Source organism: Gaetbulibacter jejuensis (genome assembly GCF_039524015.1).
Taxonomy (GTDB): Bacteria; Bacteroidota; Bacteroidia; order Flavobacteriales; family Flavobacteriaceae; genus Gaetbulibacter_B; species Gaetbulibacter_B jejuensis.
In genome coordinates this window covers 395820-413657 of the sequence record NZ_BAAAGF010000003.1, presented here as the reverse complement: position 1 = coordinate 413657, position 17838 = coordinate 395820, and the positions used below count along the sequence as shown (strand labels likewise).

The window sequence follows — 17838 nt, the reverse complement described above, 5'->3', positions numbered from 1 at the left end:
ATTTATGAAATGAAGTTGAACAGAAACATATTAGTATTTTTCATTTGTGCTATTGTTTTAGTAGTTCAACCTGTACATTCACAAATTTTTTTTGAAGAACAAGCCAATGCACTCGGAATTAATATTTCGGGAGGCTCTACTGTACGACTTGGTGGCGTAAGTTTTTTTGATTACGATAACGATGGTTGGGATGATTTAACTTTTGGAACTAAAGATGTTGATCCTGTTCGGTTTTTTAAAAACAATAACGGCACTTTTGTAGAAGAAACCTTTAATATTAATATCAATGGTCACTCCAAACAAGTTATTTGGGTTGATTATGATAATGATGGCGATAACGATTTGTTTGTAGCCAGATTAGATGCAAACAATAAGCTGTTTCAAAATGATGGTAACTTCAATTTTACCGATGTTACTGCTTCAGCAGGTTTTTCAAATGCAGCATTGATTTCTTATGGTGCTTCCTTTGGCGATTATGACAATGATGGCTTTTTGGATGTATTTATATCCAATAAAGATGATGATGGCATTATTCCTAATCAGTTATACCATAATAATGGAGATGGTACGTTTACTGATGTTTCGGTAGCTGCAGGAATTAGTACAGTTGGGCATTTATCGTTTTGTTCTGCCTTTTTTGATTATGATAAAGATGGTTATTTAGATATTTACATTTCAAATGACCGAATGAACAATCCTAATATAATGTACCACAACAATGGAGATGGTACGTTTACTGATACTAGTGCTGCAACAGGAACTAATATTATCGCTAATGCTATGTCTACAACTATTGGCGATTATAACTACGATGGTTGGTTAGATATATATGTAACCAATACTTCTGAAGGTAACTTTTTACTTAAGAATAATGGAGATGGTACCTTTACTGATATGGCAAACTATACAGGAACCTTGTTTCACAGTATAGGTTGGGGAGCAATTTTTTTGGATGCTGATAATGATATGGATTTAGACATGTATGTATCAGGAATGATTAACAATCCAAATATTGGTGTGTTAACTTCTGCATTCTATGAGAGTGTTCCTGGTTATATATTTCAAATTCCTTCTAATGCTGGATTTGCAAATGATAACTACCGAAGCTTTGCCAATGCCATTGGTGATGTTGATAATAATGGTTATCCTGATTTTATTGTAATGAACGAATCGCCAGATAACCATACCTTATGGCAAAACTCAGGTGGTACTAATAACTGGTTAAAAGTAAAGCTCGAAGGTGTTATTAGTAATAAAAACGGAATTGGTTCGTGGATTGAAATTATGGCTAACGGACAAGTGATGTATAGGTATACTTTATGTGGAGAAGGGTTTTTAAGTCAGAATTCTGCTAGTGAGTTTTTTGGATTAGGAACAGCAACCACTATAGATTATATAAAGGTAAATTGGTTGAGTGGAGTGGAAGACATGTATTACAATGTAAATCCAAACCAAACCCTAACATTAGTTGAAGGTGAAACCTTGTCTACTAACGAGTTTTCTCAAGCTAATTTTCATTTAACACCAAATCCTACTACAGGAATTATACAAGTGTTTAATATAACCCAACCTACAAAAACTGTAGTGTATGATGTTGCTGGACGCTTAATAGACGAAATGACATTAACTTCTGTAAATCATACTATTAACCTTAAAGCACAAGCTAAAGGCATGTACTTTGTTACCTTAGAGCAAGGTGGACGTAAAGTTGTTAAAAAAGTAGTATTGCAATAAGTTTTATTGCATTAATCTTCTTCAAATATAATATGCTGATATGCTCCTAAATCAGGACTTGTGGTTCTGTTAGTGTTTAAAATATCAACAGGTACTTGAGCAGCAAAAAAGTCGTATAAGTCATTGCCTAAGTTATTTGCTCCAGAATCTTCACCAATTCTTAAATCGTTTTCAAAAGGAAGTTTAAAATCAGGATCACTATTGAAGATACAATTATCATAAAGCTCACTATTGTTTAAATTATAGTTGTCACCAGGAAAGTTATTGTTATTATCTTGGAATCGTATCAAGCAATTGGTGAATTTAAAACCAAAATCGGCTCCATCATTTTCATCTAAAATAATCTCAGGATTATCATTTCCGTAAATGATACAGTTATTAAAATTAGCGTCTAACACATTAGGCGTAGCATTTTCGTTTTCATCTAACAAATAGTTATTTAAAAACACTGATGGAAATTGTCTAAAACTACTATCCCAATAGTTGGCAATGGTACAGTGTGTAAAATTGTAAGTTCCTCCAAAAGTTCCAGCAAATGACGACTGACCAGAGTTGTTAATCACAAGATTTTCTCCTGTTATAGCACTAGCTCTCGCCAAAATACCAAAGTTACTAGAGTTGTAAATTTTAGAGTTAGTGATGTTTAATTTGTTAGGATCGTTTTGGTTGCCTTCGGTTAAAACACCTACAGTTGCATTTTTAATAGTCGCAAAATCAATGCTATTGTTTGTGCTACCACTATATAACCAAATGGTTCCCCATTGTCCAGGAATGTCTTCATAAAGTGGTTCTAAACGGTCTCCTTGTATAATGACTTCGTTTTCTAAAATATCTTGGTCAGTACTTAATGCGCCATTAATTTGTAAAGACGCAGTATTAGTAATTAAAAGCCCAGAATTAGCATGAAAATGGACTCTTGCTCCAGCTTCCATTGTAAGGGTTTCACCTTCGTTTACAGCAGCATAACCATAAATAACATAAGGTTTTTCGTTGGTGAAAGTGAGTTCGTCATTTTCTAAAAAGCGACCTTGAATTTCGGTCTGGTCTGGTGTACCATCACCATCTACATCAAAAGCCAATGTTTCAATAACACCATTAGCATCTTTGCTTGGGTAAATAAATACAGCATCTTTAACTAAGGTTACCAAGTCCACTTTTTGATAATTACTACCAGAATCGAATTCAATGACATCAGTATATAAAAACTGATTGTCACTAGCTGCAAGCGCTTCAATATCTATTGTGGTTTCAATGAACACGTACATGCTATCTTTTGCCAATAACTCGATGTTTTGAAATTCCTTTCCTGCCATTCCATCGACATTTAAGCGGTAGTTAGAAGCTTCGCCTTGTCCAAGTCTAAGCGTTGGGATTACAATATCATCATTACTTCGGTTATACACTTTAAGGTTGTAAGTACTTGAGCCAATATTAGTAAACACAGTGTCTAGATATACAGTGTCTTTAGAGAACTCAAGGTTACCAGTACTTGGAGAAAAATCGAAATCCTCACGACAAGAACTCCAAAATACGAGAACAAAAAGTGTGAATACAAAGTATAGAATTTTTTTCATGTTAATGTCTTTATCTGTAGCAATATGCCAAAAATATAACTTTTGAAGTCATATTTTTATTATAAAGACGAAAAATTATTTGTTCATTTTTTTGAGGTTAAAAGACTTTGAAGTTAATGCTTTAATCTTGCTGTTGTTCTTTTAGCATCAAATTAAATTCTTTACTCAAGGTGTTTAGTCTATCTAATAGCGGAAGTTCTTGGTTGGTATCAATTAATGCTTTGTTGATGTTTTTAGCACTACAAAAGTCAAAGAACAGTTGATGATATTCATTAGGTATCTTTAGCTCTTTGGTGAGCATTCGTGAGTTAAAAAACGAATGTGTTTCAAACAGATGAATAAAATCTTCAGTTTCTGCATAAACTATTTCAGGAGTTTTGTTTTTCTTTTTAAAGAGCTTGCCAATTAGTTTTGCAATAGCAACAAAGTCCATATTGCCACTAGGAGGTGGTTGGTATAAATAAGGTCTTTCTTTATAGTCGTTGTTGATTTGTGTGCTAAACTCTTCAGTATATACTATAGAATCGAACTTTTTCTCCTTGGCTTTTAAAATTTCAACTTCATCGAGTTCGTTAGTGATTTTTTTAAGTTCTATAACAGTGTCTTCTTTAAAATGTTCTGATGTTACAACAATTGTTTTTTCATGATGAAAGAGTGAACTAAACACTAAAGTGTCATTAGGTTGAGCACTGATATTAAAAACACCTTCGTCGTTAGTGTATGAAAGTATGTGTTGTGTGCTATTAATGATTTTTGCACCTTTTACTGTAGCTTCAGCGTCGTAAACAATACCTTTTAGTTGTTGCGCATTTAAAGACAGTGAGACTAGAAGAAAGAGAATGATTGATAATGATTTCAATTGTAATAGCTTAGTTGGTTATTTCAAATAAAGAGAAATAACTGCATAGCTAATTCAGGATTAAGAAACTTTAACAACGGTTTTAGGCAATTTTTAACTAAAGAGTGTCGCAATTTCTGGAGTAATGCGTGTTGGTCGATGTGTTGTTTTAGACATCAAGCACCATTCAGTTTCTGAGGTAGTCAGTAATTTATTGGTTTGCTGGTTGTAGATTTCCACAACTCTAGTAGATTTGACACCTTCGGCTTTGGTTACAAATGTTTTGAGAGTGATTACATCGTTTAAAATTGCTTCACCTTTATAGCGTATGTGATGGCTTAACATTACCCAATAAAACGTATCAAGTATTTCAGGTGTTGCTCTCGCGTTCCAATGTTGCTCAGCTATATCTTGAACCCATTGTACATACTGTACATTGTTTACATGGTTGAGCATATCTAGATGCTGATTGGAAACAGTAATTTGGGTTTCAAAAGTTTGCATGCTATTGCTCAATAATTTCAACTTCAAAAAGTTTATCCCAACGTTTTCCTGTTACAAATAAAGTATTGGTATCAGGGTTGTAGGCAATACCATTAAGTACGTCCAGTCCTTGATGTTGTGTAACCAGTTTGTGTAAAGGTGAAAAGTCGATAACCGCTTCCATAGCACCATTTTTTGGATTGATAATAGCTACACCATTAAATTGATATAGGTTAGAGTATATTTTTCCGTTAACCCATTCCAATTCGTTTAGACCAACAACTTTTCCTTTTTCTCTATACACTTGTATGGTTTCTTCTTCGGCAAGAGTTTCAGGGTTTAGCAACCAGATGTTCTCTGTGCCATCACTTTTAAAAATACGAGTACCATCGTTACAAAGTCCCCAACCTTCGTTGCTTTTTCCGTAGGTGAAACTGCTCAACTTCTCAAAACTGTTGACGTCATAAACAAAGCCTGTGTTTTCTCTCCATGTCAATTGATAGATTTTATCGTTTAAAACGGTTAAGCCTTCTCCAAAATATTGGCTCTGTAAGTTGATGTTCTTTAAAACTTCGGCAGTTTTATAATCTACTTTTCTCAGTTTAGATTCTCTATATTGTCCAGTGCTTTCATACAATTCACCATTGTAAAACTCAAGACCTTGTGTGTAAGATGTAATGTCGTGAGGATAGGTGTTTACAATCTTATAAGTGTAAATCTTAGGCTTGGTATTATTTAAAACAGTAATTTTTGTAGACACATCAGCAGTCGTATCGTCGTAGCTAATAGTTGCTGTTAGCGTTTGAACACCTAATTTTAAATCGTTTGTTGCAAAAGATTCAGAAACCTGTTTGTCGTTAATTTTATAAGACACAGCAGTTATAGTTTCATTTTTTGGGTTCTTTATAGAAAGATTTAAGGTTTCACCTAAGGTTATAACGTTGTTTTTAGCATTAGTTTGAAGCGAAAAGTTATGTTTTTTAGTTTCGGTACTACTTCCGCAAGCAAATAGAGATAAGGCTAAAAGTGTGATTGATAATAGTTTAAAGCTGTTGTTCATGCCTATAAATTTTGAAGCAATTTATTTAATAAAATTCAGTTTAAAAAACTATTGCAAAAGTATTAAAAGGTTGTATCTTTGCAGTCGGCAAGTCCTACACAACCAGCTCCTGTTTAATCCTCCAGGGCGGGAACGCAGCAAAGGTACGCGGTCGTAGCGGTGTGATGTAGGTAGCTTGCCTTTTTTTGTACCCAAAACTCAAATCTTTTTCACTTTTTCTTCTGAATGAATATTACATTGTTAATTTTACAGTATTAATTATAGTTTATGTCTAAAGTTGTTTTAATCACAGGAGGTTCTTCAGGTATAGGGAAATCTATTGGAGAGTTTCTTTTAGAAAAAGGATTTGTTGTTTATGGAACCAGTAGAAATCCTGAGCGATATTCTGAAAGTAAGTTAAACCTTTTAGCTTTAGATGTTTCAAATACCCAAACTATTACCAAAGCTGTTCAAACTATTATAGACAAAGAAGGTCGACTAGATGTCTTGGTTAATAATGCAGGAGCTGGAATTACTGGACCTATTGAAGAAATTCCAGACGAGGAGATAAAACGTAATTTTGAAACTAATTTTTTTGGACCTATCAATGTAATAAAAGCGGTATTGCCACAAATGCGTAAGCAAAAAAGTGGACTAATTATCAATATCACCTCTATTGCTGGATACATGGGATTGCCATATAGAGGCGTTTACAGTGCAAGTAAAGGTGCGTTGGAATTAATTACGGAAGCCTTTAGAATGGAGATTAAAGATTTTAATATTGAAATGACCAATATTGCTCCAGGAGATTTTGCTACTAATATTGCTGCTGGTCGTTACCATGCACCAGTACAAGAACAGTCGCCTTATAAAACACCTTACGGAAACACTTTAAAACTGATGGATGCGCATGTTGATAGTGGAAAAGACCCATTGTTGATGGCAAAAGCAGTTTATAAAGTGATAAGTACTAAAAACCCAAAAGTGCACTATAAGGTAGGCGAGTTTATGCAAAAATTTTCTATTGTTTTAAAACGTATTTTACCAGACAAGGTGTATGAAAAAATGCTGATGAAACATTATAAGCTGTAATAGTAATCCATTTCGTTTTTTACTACCGTAGATTGTTAATATTATTTCATAATATTTCTAATTAAAACCTGCATATAAATTGTAATTTTGCAACTTAAATAACACAACAAATAAATTAAATACATGAAATTTTTTATTGATACAGCTAACCTAGATCAAATCAAAGAAGCTCAAGATATGGGTATTTTAGATGGTGTAACTACAAACCCATCTTTAATGGCTAAAGAAGGTATTACAGGAACAAACAACATTTTAAAACATTATGTTGATATCTGCAACATTGTAGATGGTGATGTAAGTGCTGAGGTTATTTCTACCGATTTTGAAGGTATGGTTAGAGAAGGTGAAGCACTAGCTGAATTACACGATCAAATAGTTATTAAATTACCTATGATTAAAGATGGTGTAAAAGCATGTAAATACTTTAGTGATAGAGGTATAAAAACCAACGTAACTTTAGTGTTTTCTCCAGGACAAGCCTTATTGGCTGCAAAAGCAGGAGCAACGTATGTGTCACCATTTATTGGACGTTTAGATGATATTTCAACTGATGGACTAAACCTTATTGCTGAAATTCGTCAAATCTATGATAACTATGGGTTTGATACTGAAATTTTAGCAGCTTCTGTGCGTCATACAATGCACGTAATTGATTGTGCTAAACTAGGAGCAGATGTAATGACAGGACCTTTAAGTTCAATTACAGGGTTATTAAAACACCCACTTACTGACATAGGTTTAGAGAAGTTTTTAGCCGATTATAAAAAGGGTAACTAAGAATTAGAAATATATAGAAAAAGAAAACTCCTGAATAATTCAGGAGTTTTTTTATTGGGTTTATCTGCTAACGAGCGTTTGTATCTCGTTTTCAAAATCTTTATTAAAGAGGCTTCCTCTAGAGGTCACTATTTTACCGTCATCATCAACTAAAATTACAGTGTAAATTGAGTTGATAGCCAAAACATTTGACATGCTTTTATCTTTAAATCGATATTCGTTTTGGGTTGGAAATTTTGAGTTTTGTAGCGTGCTTTTCCAGTATTTTTTGTCGTCGTTGTTAATATTAATAGCAATAAACTCTACCTCAGGAAACTTAGCTTTTAGACGTTTGGTTCGGTAGTGGCTATTCTTAAAAATTAAATCGTTGTTAGAAGACCAGAAATAAATAACTGTTGGTTTAGATATTAAGCTATTCAGCATAACATCTTCATCATTAAAACCTACAAGTTCTGCATTTGGTAAATTTTTTCCTGGTTTTAAATTATTTAAAATAGTTAATAGCTTATTTATATCTTTTTTGTCATTATCGTCAGTTGCTTTTTCTAAGTAAGAGTTTAAAACTTGAGAAATTTCATCAGAGTCTGTACTGTTGTAAACAAACTCTCTGGTGTTAATTTTCAATAGGTAGTTTTTGACTTTATTAGAGGTTACTAAACTATCTATTAATCGTAATTTTTCTAGATTATAGTTAAGCGATTGTTTATCAAAAGCTTCATGGTAAGCTACGTTGTCATAATAATCAGTTAATGCCAAATTATTAAAGTGAGCTAGCATAAATTGATTGTAGCTTGGATATTCACTTAAATGGTCTAGTCCATAATCTATTTCTTTTCTGTAATCATAAAAATCTTGAGGCAAATCTTTGTAATGGGCTAGTTGATGATTACCGTAGTAACCAAAAGGGTAAATTTCTTTATAATAATAGTAATTGTAGTCAATATTGGCTTCAGCAATAGACTTAAATAAGTCAGAAAAAGGTTTCTTGTCTAAAAAACTATTTAATTCTTCAAGCTTTATTTTTTTTGTAGAGTCTAAATACGATTCAAGCTCTTCAGGCGACATTCGGCAAAACGTATTACGCTTTTTTATTTCAATTTCATTTTCTAAAAATGTTTTAATCAGGTAATTGTTCTTTTTTGAACCAAGACCTGTAAATACTAAAGACTCGTCAAAATCTATAGTGTTTAGTCTAAGCATAATACTATCACTAGGCTCTAAAAGTACCAATTGGTATTCGCCTCCATGCATAAAAGAAAATAAACCAGGTTTAAAAGTCTCTAGCTTTTTTAAAAAACGATTCTGCTTATCAAGAAATAAAGTATCGTATCCAGTTTCTGGACTGTATAATGTAACGTGATTATTTTTAGGGTTAATAATTTCACCGCCAAAATAGGTGTAATCACTGTTTTCAGTTGAAATATCTTTGCATCCAAAAACCAATACAGATGCTAAAAAACTTATGATGTAAAACTTCATATATATTACTATAACGTAGGCTAAATATGCATATCACACAAAAATAAAATTTGAAACGTATATGTGTTGTTAATACGCTGTTAAAACTTGAGTTGCAAGCTTTTTTAATACATCGAAAAAACAGCTTTAAGTTTCTTCTTTATGGATTCATTTTTCTACTTTTGCAAAAAATTAAAATAGACACTATGTTAACAGTATCTAATCTTTCGGTTCAATTTGGTAAGCGTATTTTGTTTGATGAGGTAAATACCACATTTAATCAAGGTAATTGCTATGGTATTATTGGAGCTAATGGAGCAGGAAAATCTACTTTTTTAAAGATTTTATCAGGAAAAATGGATCCTACATCTGGTCACGTTCACCTAGAGCAAGGTAAGCGTATGTCAGTTTTAGAGCAGGAGCACAATTTATATGACGAGCATACTGTGTTAGAAACTGTAATAATGGGAAATAAACCATTATTTAAGTTAAAAACAGAAATAGATGCGCTTTATGCAGATTATACTGATGAAAACGCTGAAAAAATTGGAGAGCTGCAAGTACAGTTTGAAGAAATGAACGGTTGGAATGCCGATAGCGATGCTGCAGCAATGTTGTCTAACTTAGGTATCAAAGAAGATCTTCATTATACCTTAATGAAAGATTTAGATGGTAAGCAAAAAGTAAGAGTGTTATTGGCACAAGCCTTATTTGGAAATCCAGATGTGCTTATCATGGATGAGCCTACCAACGACTTGGATTATGAAACAATTTCATGGTTAGAAAATTTCCTAGCCAATTATAACAACTGCGTTATTGTGGTATCTCACGACCGTCACTTTTTAGATGCAGTATGTACACATATTTCTGATATTGATTTTGGAAAAATCAATCACTTCTCAGGTAACTACACATTTTGGTACGAGTCTTCACAATTAGCAGCAAGACAAAGAGCACAACAAAACAAAAAAGCTGAAGAAAAGAAAAAGGAGCTTGAAGAGTTTATTAGACGTTTTTCTGCCAATGTTGCAAAATCTAAGCAAGCTACCAGTAGAAAGAAAATGATTGATAAGCTTAATATTTCTGAAATTAAGCCATCGAGCAGACGTTATCCTGCAATTATTTTTGAACGAGAAAGAGAAGCAGGGGATCAAATTTTAAACGTTGAAAACTTATCAGCTTCAATTGATGGTGAAGTACTATTTCAAAATGTAGATATCAACTTAGCTAAAGGAGATAAGGTAGTAGTGTATTCTAAAGACTCTAGAGCAACTACCGCGTTTTATCAAATTATTAACGGAAAAGAAAAAGCCGATTCTGGTAAGTATGCTTGGGGAGTTACAACCTCTCAATCTTATTTACCACTTGATAACAGCGAGTATTTTGAAAACAAACTTACGCTTGTAGATTGGTTACGTCAATGGGCAACTACCGAAGAAGAACGCGAAGAGGTTTACATTAGAGGTTTTCTTGGGAAAATGATTTTTAGTGGTGAAGAAGCCTTAAAAACTGCCGATGTATTATCTGGAGGTGAAAAAGTGCGTTGTATGTTGAGTAGAATGATGATGATGAGAGCTAATGTTGTGATGTTGGACGAACCAACAAATCACCTTGATCTAGAAAGTATTACAGCATTCAACAACTCATTAAAAAACTTTAAAGGAACAGTCTTGTTTACAACACATGACCACGAGTTTGCTCAAACGGTTGCAAATAGAGTAATAGAACTAACTCCTAACGGAATTATTGATAGATATATGACTTTTGATGAGTATATGGATGATAAAAAGATAAAGGAGCAAAGAGAAAAAATGTATGCTGTAACAGCATCTTAAAACTAAAATCCTGATGAATTTCATCAGGATTTTTTTTATACTTTAAGTTCAGATTTTACTGATTCTACAATGGGTAGTGCGTTGTCCAATTCGTCTTTGTTAACAAAGAGTTCTTGAAATCCTTGAATGGATGACCCAAAACCAGCAAGCCTACCAGATTCTGATTCGTCTTTAATAATAGCATTAATGCCAATGCTTTGTAATCTGTCCAATACCAATTGCACAATAATAAAATTACCTGAAAACACTTTTATATAATTAACATCCTCCATAATAATTCGCTTTAAATTCTTTCTATAAGATACAAAAAAAGTACCATAGAATTTCAAAATAAAACAAAAATTTAACAAGGTAACAAAGCATGACTAGTTTGATGAATTACTGAGGACTTTTATTTTTTTTAAAAACCGCTTGATGAGTTTTTTCGTTTATATACCAAACAATTATAAACTTAAATCTAAAGTATTATGAAAAAGATTAAATTATTCAGTTCAATTATTTTGTTAGCAACATTTACTATAGGCACAAATACTATAGCACAAAGCAAAATGAAGAAAGAGGATACCAAAATGGTAGGTGGAGCTGCAATGTACCCAAGTAAAAATATTGTAGAAAATGCTGTAAACTCTAAAGACCACACTACACTAGTTGCAGCAGTTAAAGCAGCAGGATTAGTTGATGTGTTAATGAGCGAGGGACCTTTTACAGTTTTTGCACCTACAAATGATGCTTTTGGTAAGTTGCCAAAGGGCACAGTTGAAAACCTATTAAAGGAAGAAAACATCTCTACACTGCAAACTGTATTAAAATATCATGTGGTTGCAGGAAAATGGAGCGCTAGTGACGTTATGGGAATGATAAAGAAAGGAGATGGAAAAGCAAAAATAGAAACTGTAAGTGGTGGATGGTTAACAGCGTGGACCAAAGGAGGAGATGTTTACATTACTGATGAAAATGGTAACTCAGCTAAAGTTACAATAGCAGATGTTAACCAATCCAATGGAGTTATACACGTTGTTGATACAGTGCTTCTTCCAAAATCATAATAAAGTTGTATTAGTCATTAATAAAGGTCTCAATTGAGACCTTTTTTTTGTTTTAATTACTGTTTGTTATTGAATTTTTGTTTTCTATAAGTTTTATCAATAATAATATTATTTATAAAAATGTAATTTTTAATCTTTTAGGATGCATTTTTCTTAATTTTATAGAATATAGAATCATAAAAAAATAATAAAAATGGAAAACAATAATCATTCTAACAATTCAGACCCAAACAAGTGTCCTTTTTTAAGCGGAAAGCAAAATACTGTTGGTGGAGGTGGAGTAAAGAATAGAGATTGGTGGCCAAATGAATTAAAATTAAATATTTTAAGACAACATGCTGCAAAATCGAATCCACTAGGAGAAAATTTTAATTATGCTGAAGCATTTAATAGTATAGACTTTGCAGAATTAAAACAAGATGTTTTAAATATTATGACCGACTCGCAAGATTGGTGGCCAGCAGACTATGGCCATTATGGAGGTTTTATGATTCGTATGGCGTGGCATAGTGCAGGTACTTATAGAGTTGGAGATGGTCGTGGAGGAGCAGGTACAGGTAATCAGCGCTTTGCACCAATAAATAGCTGGCCAGATAACGGAAACTTAGACAAAGCAAGATTATTATTATGGCCAATAAAAAAGAAGTACGGTAATAAAATCTCGTGGGCAGATTTAATGATTCTTGCAGGGAACTGTGCGTTAGAGTCTATGGGATTCCCAACCTTTGGTTTTGCTGGTGGACGAGAAGATATTTGGGAACCTGAGCAAGATGTATATTGGGGAAGCGAAACAGAATGGGGAGCAAACGAAGAGCGTTATGGAAATAGTGATAACTACAATGAACGAGATTTAGAAGATCCTCTTGCTGCTGTTATGATGGGATGGATTTACGTAAACCCTGAAGGTCCAGATGGAAAACCAGACCCAATGGGTTCTGCTAAAGATGTAAGAGAAACTTTTGGTCGTATGGCAATGAATGATGAAGAAACAGTTGCTCTTGTTGCTGGTGGTCATACTTTTGGTAAAGCACATGGAGCTGCAGATCCTGGTCAATATGTAGGTGCTGAACCACATGGTGCACCAATAGAACAAATGAGTACTGGTTGGAAAAACACTTATAAAAGTGGTGTGTTAGACGATACAATTACTAGTGGTATTGAAGGTGCTTGGACACCAAACCCAACGCAATGGGATGCCGATTATTTTGATGTGTTATTAAATTATGATTGGGAATTAACCAAAAGTCCTGCAGGAGCACATCAATGGACGCCAACAGCAGCGTCTAAAGCACGTATGGCTCCAAAAGCAGGTGACCCAAACGGGAAGCAAGCCTTAATGATGACTACAGCAGATATTGCTTTAAAAACAGATCCTGAATATTTAAAAATCTCACAACGCTTTCATAAAGACCACAAAGCTTTTGAAGATGCTTTCGCTAGAGCTTGGTATAAGTTAACGCACAGAGATATGGGACCAATTGATCGTTACTTAGGGCCAGAAGTTCCTAGTGAGCAATTAATTTGGCAAGATCCTGTTCCTAAAGTGGATTATAAACTAAGCGACAGTGACATTACCTCATTAAAGAAAATGATTTTAGCGTCAGGTTTGTCTATTTCAGAATTGGTAAGAACAGCTTGGGCTTCGGCTTCAACGTATAGAGATTCTGATAAGCGAGGTGGGGCAAATGGAGCACGATTAAGATTAGAGCCACAACGCAGTTGGAAAGTAAACAATCCAGAAGAATTAAATAAAGTTTTGGGTGTTTATGAAGGCATTCAAAACCAATTTAACGGAACAATTTCTATGGCAGATTTAATTGTGCTAGGAGGTGTTGCGGCTATAGAAGAAGCTGCTAGTAATGCAGGTCATACTATTTCAGTGCCTTTTGCTCAAGGTAGAGGAGATGCTACTCAAGAGCAAACTGATGTTGAGCAATTCAACTATTTAAAACCACTAGGTGATGGATTTAGAAATTATATGAACCCAAATGTTAAGGTTGCTGCTGAAGATTTATTAGTAGATAAAGCTAATCTTATGGCATTGTCTATTCCTGAAATGTCAGTATTAGTAGCAGGTCTAAGAGTTTTAGGTGCTAACTATGATGGTTCTAAGCATGGAGTATTTACTGATAATGTAGGGCATCTTACCAATGACTTTTTCAAGAATTTAGTAGATATGACCTACACATGGAGTGCAACTTCTAGTGATGACCAATTATTTGAAGGAAGAGATAGAAGAACTGGTGAAGTGAAGTTTACAGGTACTCGTGCCGATTTAATTTTTGGTTCAAATACTGAATTAAGAGCAGTAGCTGAAGTATATGCAGCCGATGATGCTGAAGAGAAATTTGTTAAAGATTTTGTGGCAGCTTGGACTAAAGTGATGAATGCTGATAGATTTGATTTGAAATAATTGATAAATAGTAACTCTAAAAAGGAATGCATTAGTTATGTAATGTGTTCCTTTTTTTATTGAATACATAGATATGAACGAAAACGAATTATTTTTTAGAACCATACAGTCTGGTAATACCGAAAACATAAAACTACAACTTGATAGAAACCCTAAATTAGTTAGTATAACTGATGCAAGAGGTTTTACGCCTTTAATTTTTGCTAGCTACTTTGATAAAGAAGGTATTGCTAAAGTGTTATTAGAGCATCATGCAGATGTTAATGGAAAGGATGCTTCTGGTAATACAGCCTTAATAGGAGTGAGTTTTAAAGGAAATCTTGCGTTGGTTGAGATGTTGCTAAAACATGATGCTAATGTAAATGCGCAAAACAATAATGGTACAACTGCTTTAATGTATGCAACACAATATAACCAAGAGGCAGTTGTAGATGTGCTTTTAGCTCATAATGCTGATAAATCACTTAAAGATTTAGAAGGTAAAACAGCTTTGGATTATGCTAAAGAAAAAGAACTAAAGACAATAGCAGAGAAATTATAAAACATAAAAAAAACCACTTCATTTGAAGTGGTTTTTTTATTCTTCTTTTTCAATTAATGCTATTATTTATCGATAGATCCAAGAACACGAGACATAAAAGTATTTAAAGCTTCCTTTTTTGGTGTGCCATCTTTTACCATTTTGTGTACTTCAATTGCACCATACATATTAGAAATTAATTCACCTATAACATCTAACTCCTCATCTTTTAATGATGGTACTTCGGTTAGGTTTTCTAAGGTTTCAATAGTCTCTAATACGAAGTCTTCGTCATTATCTTCGATAAACTGGGTTAATTGTTTTATTACTGGTAACTTCATAATTTAAATAACTTCATTAACAAGTTCTTTTAAAACATCGAACTTATTAGTTTGTACTTGATTTTTGAATTCACCATTTTTAAAAGTAGCAAACGTAGGTAAGTTGTCTACAGTTGCTAATTTTCTACTCTCAGGAAATTTTTCAGCATCAGCAATAACGAAAGTAATATTTTCATTTTCTGTTGCTAATTTCTTGAACTTTGGCTTCATTATACGACAGTTTCCACACCAAGTTGCTGAGTATTGCACAACAACTGTATCGTTTTCAGAAACTATACTTTGTAAATTGTCTTGATCTAATTCTTGAACCATAACTAATACTTAGTTTAAGTGTGCTTTTAAATACTCTTTAGTACCTTGAGCATTAGCTTGCATTGCATCTTTACCTTCTTCCCAGTTAGCAGGACAAACTTCACCTTTTTCTTGCACGTGAGTTAAAGCATCGATGATTCTTAAATATTCATTTACATTTCTACCAAGTGGCATGTTGTTGATACTCTCGTGTTGTACGATACCTTCTTCATCAATGATGTAAGTAGCTCTGTAAGTTACGTTATCGCCATCTACAGTTACAACTCCAGTTTCTTCGTTGTAAGTTTCGTTAGAGATATCTAAAATACCAAGAGTTGATGCTAAGTTTCTGTTAGAATCAGCTAAAAGAGGGTAAGTTACACCTTCAATTCCACCATTATCTTTAGCAGTACTTAACCAAGCAAAATGAACTTCAGCAGTATCACAAGAAGCTCCAATTACTATAGTGTTACGTTTTTCAAACTCACCTAAAGCAGCTTGAAAAGCGTGTAATTCAGTAGGACATACGAAAGTGAAATCTTTCGGGTACCAAAATAATACTACTTTTTTGTTATTGTTTTTTGCTTCTTCAAGAACGTTTAATTTAAAGGTGTCACCCATTTCGTTCATTGCGTTTACATTTAAATCTGGAAATTGTTTTCCTACGAATGCCATGTTTATTTATTTTTTAAGTGATTATTAATTTCACTACAAACATAAGGACTTAAACAGCGTGTTTTGATAGAAATAAATAATATAAAATTATATACAAATAGTATTAGAATATGACATCAAAATAAGGTGTTGATTTTTGTTAAATCAGCAATTATTGATACTCTAAAATATCAACTTGGTAAAATGAGTTTAAAATGATTGAATTAATAATTATTTCTTAGCAGATAATTGTTTGATTTTAATCGAAAACGCAGCAAAAGTTAAGGTCATAAAAGGGCTTAACCAGTTAAATATGGCGAAAAAGAAATAATCTACAACAGGTACTCCAAGCACACCACTTTGGTAGGCTCCACAAGTATTCCATGGTACTAAAACAGAAGTTACAGTACCAGAATCTTCAAGAGCTCTACTTAGGTTTTCTGGAGCTAACCCTTTATCTTCATAAGCTTTTTTAAACATTTTTCCAGGTACAACTAATGCTAAGTATTGGTCTGATGCTGTAATATTTAAAGCTAAACAACTAGCCACTGTACTTGCAAAAAGACCAAATGTGGTTGTTGCTAAACTTAGTAGTGCTTGACTAATTCTTGTTAATGCTCCAATGGCATCCATAACACCACCAAAAACCATTGCACAAAGAATTAACCAAATGGTTCCTAACATACCATACATTCCTTTTCCTGAAGCAGAAAATAAATCTTGTAGTGTTTCATTGTCAGTAGCTATTGTAGTTTTTACTGTAATAGCATCCATAACACCTTTGTAAGCAGAAGTTAATGTTAAAGAGTCAGTTCCTGCAATTTGTGTGACTATGTGTGGTTGAAATAGCAATGCAAAAATTCCTCCTAATAATGTTCCTATCAAAAGTGCAACAAGTGGAGGTGTTTTTTTTATGATGAGTACAATAACAAATATGGGAACTAAAAACAGCCAACCATTAATATTAAAAGTGCTATCAATATCATTAAGCAGTAAAGAGGTATCAGCATTTCCTGTTGCGTCTTGCGTAAATCCTAAAATGATAAATACTATTAATGTGATTACAATTGTAGGTACTGTGGTTAAAGCCATATACTTTATATGTGTAAATAATTCACTTCCTGCCATGGCAGGAGCAAGGTTTGTAGTATCACTTAAAGGAGACATTTTATCTCCAAAATAAGCACCAGATAAAACAGCACCTGCTGTCATTCCTAAAGAAACACCAAGCGCTTCGCCAATACCAATTAAGGCGATACCAACGGTTGCTGAAGTTGTCCAAGAACTTCCTGTAGCTACTGATATGATTGCACATATAATTACACAAGCAGCTAAAAATATGGTAGGATTTAGTATTTGTAAGCCATAATATATCATAGCAGGAATAATACCACTAATAAGCCATGTCCCTGCTAAAGCACCAACCATGAGTAGAATTAAAATAGCTCCTGTGGTTGATTTTACATTTTCAGCCACTTCATCAATCATTTGGCTAAACGTTACTTTATTATAAAAGCCAACAACAGCGGCAACAGCAGCGCCTAAAAGTAAGATAAACTGATTGCTACCACTAAGCGCATTATCACCATAAACAAATACATTAAAAGCTAGCATACCAACTAAAGCAATAACAGGTATTAAAGCTTCCCATATATTTAATTGTTTGTTTTCAACAATATGTTCATCTTGTGGTTGTCTAGGCTTTATATCTTGGCTTTCCATAGGTGTTAGTTAGAAGTTTTA

Annotated in this window: 17 protein-coding genes and 1 other RNA gene; 8 read left to right on the top strand and 10 right to left on the bottom strand. The window is 33.4% G+C overall.

The features are described 5' to 3' along the window. Nucleotides 1-9 precede the first annotated feature (9 nt). Nucleotides 10-1734 (top strand): FG-GAP-like repeat-containing protein, encoded by a 1725-nt coding sequence (locus tag ABD011_RS11545; RefSeq protein ID WP_343798412.1) that lies wholly within the window; start codon nucleotides 10-12, stop codon nucleotides 1732-1734. 11 nt (nucleotides 1735-1745) lie between these two features. On the opposite strand, the gene ABD011_RS11540 is transcribed toward ABD011_RS11545, so the two are convergent. The 4 genes from ABD011_RS11540 to ABD011_RS11525 all read right to left on the bottom strand — a co-directional run bounded on the left by ABD011_RS11540 (nucleotide 1746) and on the right by ABD011_RS11525 (nucleotide 5689). Beyond that, on the bottom strand, nucleotides 1746-3308 hold the full coding sequence (locus ABD011_RS11540) for a hypothetical protein (protein WP_262733425.1): 1563 nt from the start codon (nucleotides 3306-3308) through the stop codon (nucleotides 1746-1748). Nucleotides 3309-3429: 121 nt separating this feature from the next. Beyond that, nucleotides 3430-4167 (bottom strand): carboxypeptidase-like regulatory domain-containing protein, encoded by a 738-nt coding sequence (locus tag ABD011_RS11535; protein ID WP_343798409.1) that lies wholly within the window; start codon nucleotides 4165-4167, stop codon nucleotides 3430-3432. Between the two features lie 93 nt (nucleotides 4168-4260). After that, entirely contained in the window at nucleotides 4261-4671 is a 411-nt protein-coding gene (locus ABD011_RS11530; protein WP_343798407.1) for an acyl-CoA thioesterase, read from the bottom strand. Continuing rightward, a complete protein-coding gene (locus ABD011_RS11525; protein WP_343798405.1) occupies nucleotides 4652-5689 on the bottom strand; it encodes a glutaminyl-peptide cyclotransferase in 1038 nt (345 codons plus the stop codon). The genes ABD011_RS11530 and ABD011_RS11525 overlap by 20 nt, the downstream gene beginning before the upstream one ends. A gap of 85 nt (nucleotides 5690-5774) precedes the next feature. Here ABD011_RS11525 and ffs point away from each other — a divergent pair. From ffs to fsa, 3 genes are all read left to right on the top strand, one after another. Further along, nucleotides 5775-5873, top strand: an RNA gene (ffs, locus tag ABD011_RS11520) — signal recognition particle sRNA small type. An 83-nt stretch (nucleotides 5874-5956) separates the two neighbouring features. Further along, entirely contained in the window at nucleotides 5957-6760 is an 804-nt protein-coding gene (locus tag ABD011_RS11515; protein WP_343798403.1) for an SDR family oxidoreductase, read from the top strand. A gap of 123 nt (nucleotides 6761-6883) precedes the next feature. After that, nucleotides 6884-7537: a fructose-6-phosphate aldolase gene (gene fsa / locus ABD011_RS11510; protein WP_129760296.1), complete on the top strand. Its 654-nt coding sequence runs from the start codon at nucleotides 6884-6886 to the stop codon at nucleotides 7535-7537. 60 nt (nucleotides 7538-7597) lie between these two features. Here the strand turns inward: fsa and ABD011_RS11505 are convergent, their stop codons facing one another. Further along, a complete protein-coding gene (locus ABD011_RS11505) occupies nucleotides 7598-9016 on the bottom strand; it encodes a TlpA family protein disulfide reductase (RefSeq protein WP_134199237.1) in 1419 nt (472 codons plus the stop codon). Nucleotides 9017-9201: 185 nt separating this feature from the next. On the opposite strand from ABD011_RS11505, the gene ABD011_RS11500 reads away from it, so the two are divergent. After that, nucleotides 9202-10830: an ABC-F family ATP-binding cassette domain-containing protein gene (locus tag ABD011_RS11500; protein ID WP_129760294.1), complete on the top strand. Its 1629-nt coding sequence runs from the start codon at nucleotides 9202-9204 to the stop codon at nucleotides 10828-10830. Nucleotides 10831-10865: 35 nt separating this feature from the next. Here the strand turns inward: ABD011_RS11500 and ABD011_RS11495 are convergent, their stop codons facing one another. Further along, a complete protein-coding gene (locus tag ABD011_RS11495) occupies nucleotides 10866-11102 on the bottom strand; it encodes a putative signal transducing protein (protein WP_131507050.1) in 237 nt (78 codons plus the stop codon). A gap of 195 nt (nucleotides 11103-11297) precedes the next feature. Between ABD011_RS11495 and ABD011_RS11490 the strand changes: the two genes are divergently transcribed. From ABD011_RS11490 to ABD011_RS11480, 3 genes are all read left to right on the top strand, one after another. Then, a complete protein-coding gene (locus ABD011_RS11490; protein WP_343798397.1) occupies nucleotides 11298-11876 on the top strand; it encodes a fasciclin domain-containing protein in 579 nt (192 codons plus the stop codon). Nucleotides 11877-12069: 193 nt separating this feature from the next. Next, nucleotides 12070-14289 carry a catalase/peroxidase HPI gene (gene katG, locus ABD011_RS11485; protein WP_343798394.1) on the top strand — a complete coding sequence of 740 codons (2220 nt, stop codon included), beginning with the start codon at nucleotides 12070-12072 and terminating at the stop codon, nucleotides 14287-14289. 73 nt (nucleotides 14290-14362) lie between these two features. Further along, a complete protein-coding gene (locus ABD011_RS11480) occupies nucleotides 14363-14830 on the top strand; it encodes an ankyrin repeat domain-containing protein (RefSeq protein WP_343798392.1) in 468 nt (155 codons plus the stop codon). A 62-nt stretch (nucleotides 14831-14892) separates the two neighbouring features. Here the strand turns inward: ABD011_RS11480 and ABD011_RS11475 are convergent, their stop codons facing one another. The 4 genes from ABD011_RS11475 to nhaC all read right to left on the bottom strand — a co-directional run bounded on the left by ABD011_RS11475 (nucleotide 14893) and on the right by nhaC (nucleotide 17817). Then, entirely contained in the window at nucleotides 14893-15150 is a 258-nt protein-coding gene (locus ABD011_RS11475; RefSeq protein WP_129760290.1) for a DUF6952 family protein, read from the bottom strand. Between the two features lie 3 nt (nucleotides 15151-15153). After that, nucleotides 15154-15462, bottom strand: a complete 309-nt coding sequence (locus tag ABD011_RS11470; protein ID WP_262733418.1) for a thioredoxin family protein — start codon at nucleotides 15460-15462, stop codon at nucleotides 15154-15156. Nucleotides 15463-15471: 9 nt separating this feature from the next. Further along, nucleotides 15472-16116 (bottom strand): peroxiredoxin, encoded by a 645-nt coding sequence (locus ABD011_RS11465; protein ID WP_131507042.1) that lies wholly within the window; start codon nucleotides 16114-16116, stop codon nucleotides 15472-15474. A gap of 210 nt (nucleotides 16117-16326) precedes the next feature. Next, nucleotides 16327-17817, bottom strand: coding sequence for a Na+/H+ antiporter NhaC (gene nhaC / locus ABD011_RS11460; protein ID WP_343798388.1), 1491 nt, complete (start codon nucleotides 17815-17817; stop codon nucleotides 16327-16329). Between the last annotated feature and the right edge of the window lie 21 nt (nucleotides 17818-17838).

Coding starts and splice junctions, on each gene's coding strand:
- ABD011_RS11545 (WP_343798412.1), top strand. CDS start 10: ATGAAGTTGAACAGAAACATATTAGTATTTTTCATTTGTGCTATTGTT.
- ABD011_RS11540 (WP_262733425.1), bottom strand. CDS start 3,308: ATGAAAAAAATTCTATACTTTGTATTCACACTTTTTGTTCTCGTATTT.
- ABD011_RS11525 (WP_343798405.1), bottom strand. CDS start 5,689: ATGAACAACAGCTTTAAACTATTATCAATCACACTTTTAGCCTTATCT.
- ABD011_RS11515 (WP_343798403.1), top strand. CDS start 5,957: ATGTCTAAAGTTGTTTTAATCACAGGAGGTTCTTCAGGTATAGGGAAA.
- fsa (WP_129760296.1), top strand. CDS start 6,884: ATGAAATTTTTTATTGATACAGCTAACCTAGATCAAATCAAAGAAGCT.
- ABD011_RS11505 (WP_134199237.1), bottom strand. CDS start 9,016: ATGAAGTTTTACATCATAAGTTTTTTAGCATCTGTATTGGTTTTTGGA.
- ABD011_RS11500 (WP_129760294.1), top strand. CDS start 9,202: ATGTTAACAGTATCTAATCTTTCGGTTCAATTTGGTAAGCGTATTTTG.
- ABD011_RS11495 (WP_131507050.1), bottom strand. CDS start 11,102: ATGGAGGATGTTAATTATATAAAAGTGTTTTCAGGTAATTTTATTATT.
- ABD011_RS11490 (WP_343798397.1), top strand. CDS start 11,298: ATGAAAAAGATTAAATTATTCAGTTCAATTATTTTGTTAGCAACATTT.
- katG (WP_343798394.1), top strand. CDS start 12,070: ATGGAAAACAATAATCATTCTAACAATTCAGACCCAAACAAGTGTCCT.
- ABD011_RS11480 (WP_343798392.1), top strand. CDS start 14,363: ATGAACGAAAACGAATTATTTTTTAGAACCATACAGTCTGGTAATACC.
- ABD011_RS11475 (WP_129760290.1), bottom strand. CDS start 15,150: ATGAAGTTACCAGTAATAAAACAATTAACCCAGTTTATCGAAGATAAT.
- ABD011_RS11470 (WP_262733418.1), bottom strand. CDS start 15,462: ATGGTTCAAGAATTAGATCAAGACAATTTACAAAGTATAGTTTCTGAA.
- ABD011_RS11465 (WP_131507042.1), bottom strand. CDS start 16,116: ATGGCATTCGTAGGAAAACAATTTCCAGATTTAAATGTAAACGCAATG.
- nhaC (WP_343798388.1), bottom strand. CDS start 17,817: ATGGAAAGCCAAGATATAAAGCCTAGACAACCACAAGATGAACATATT.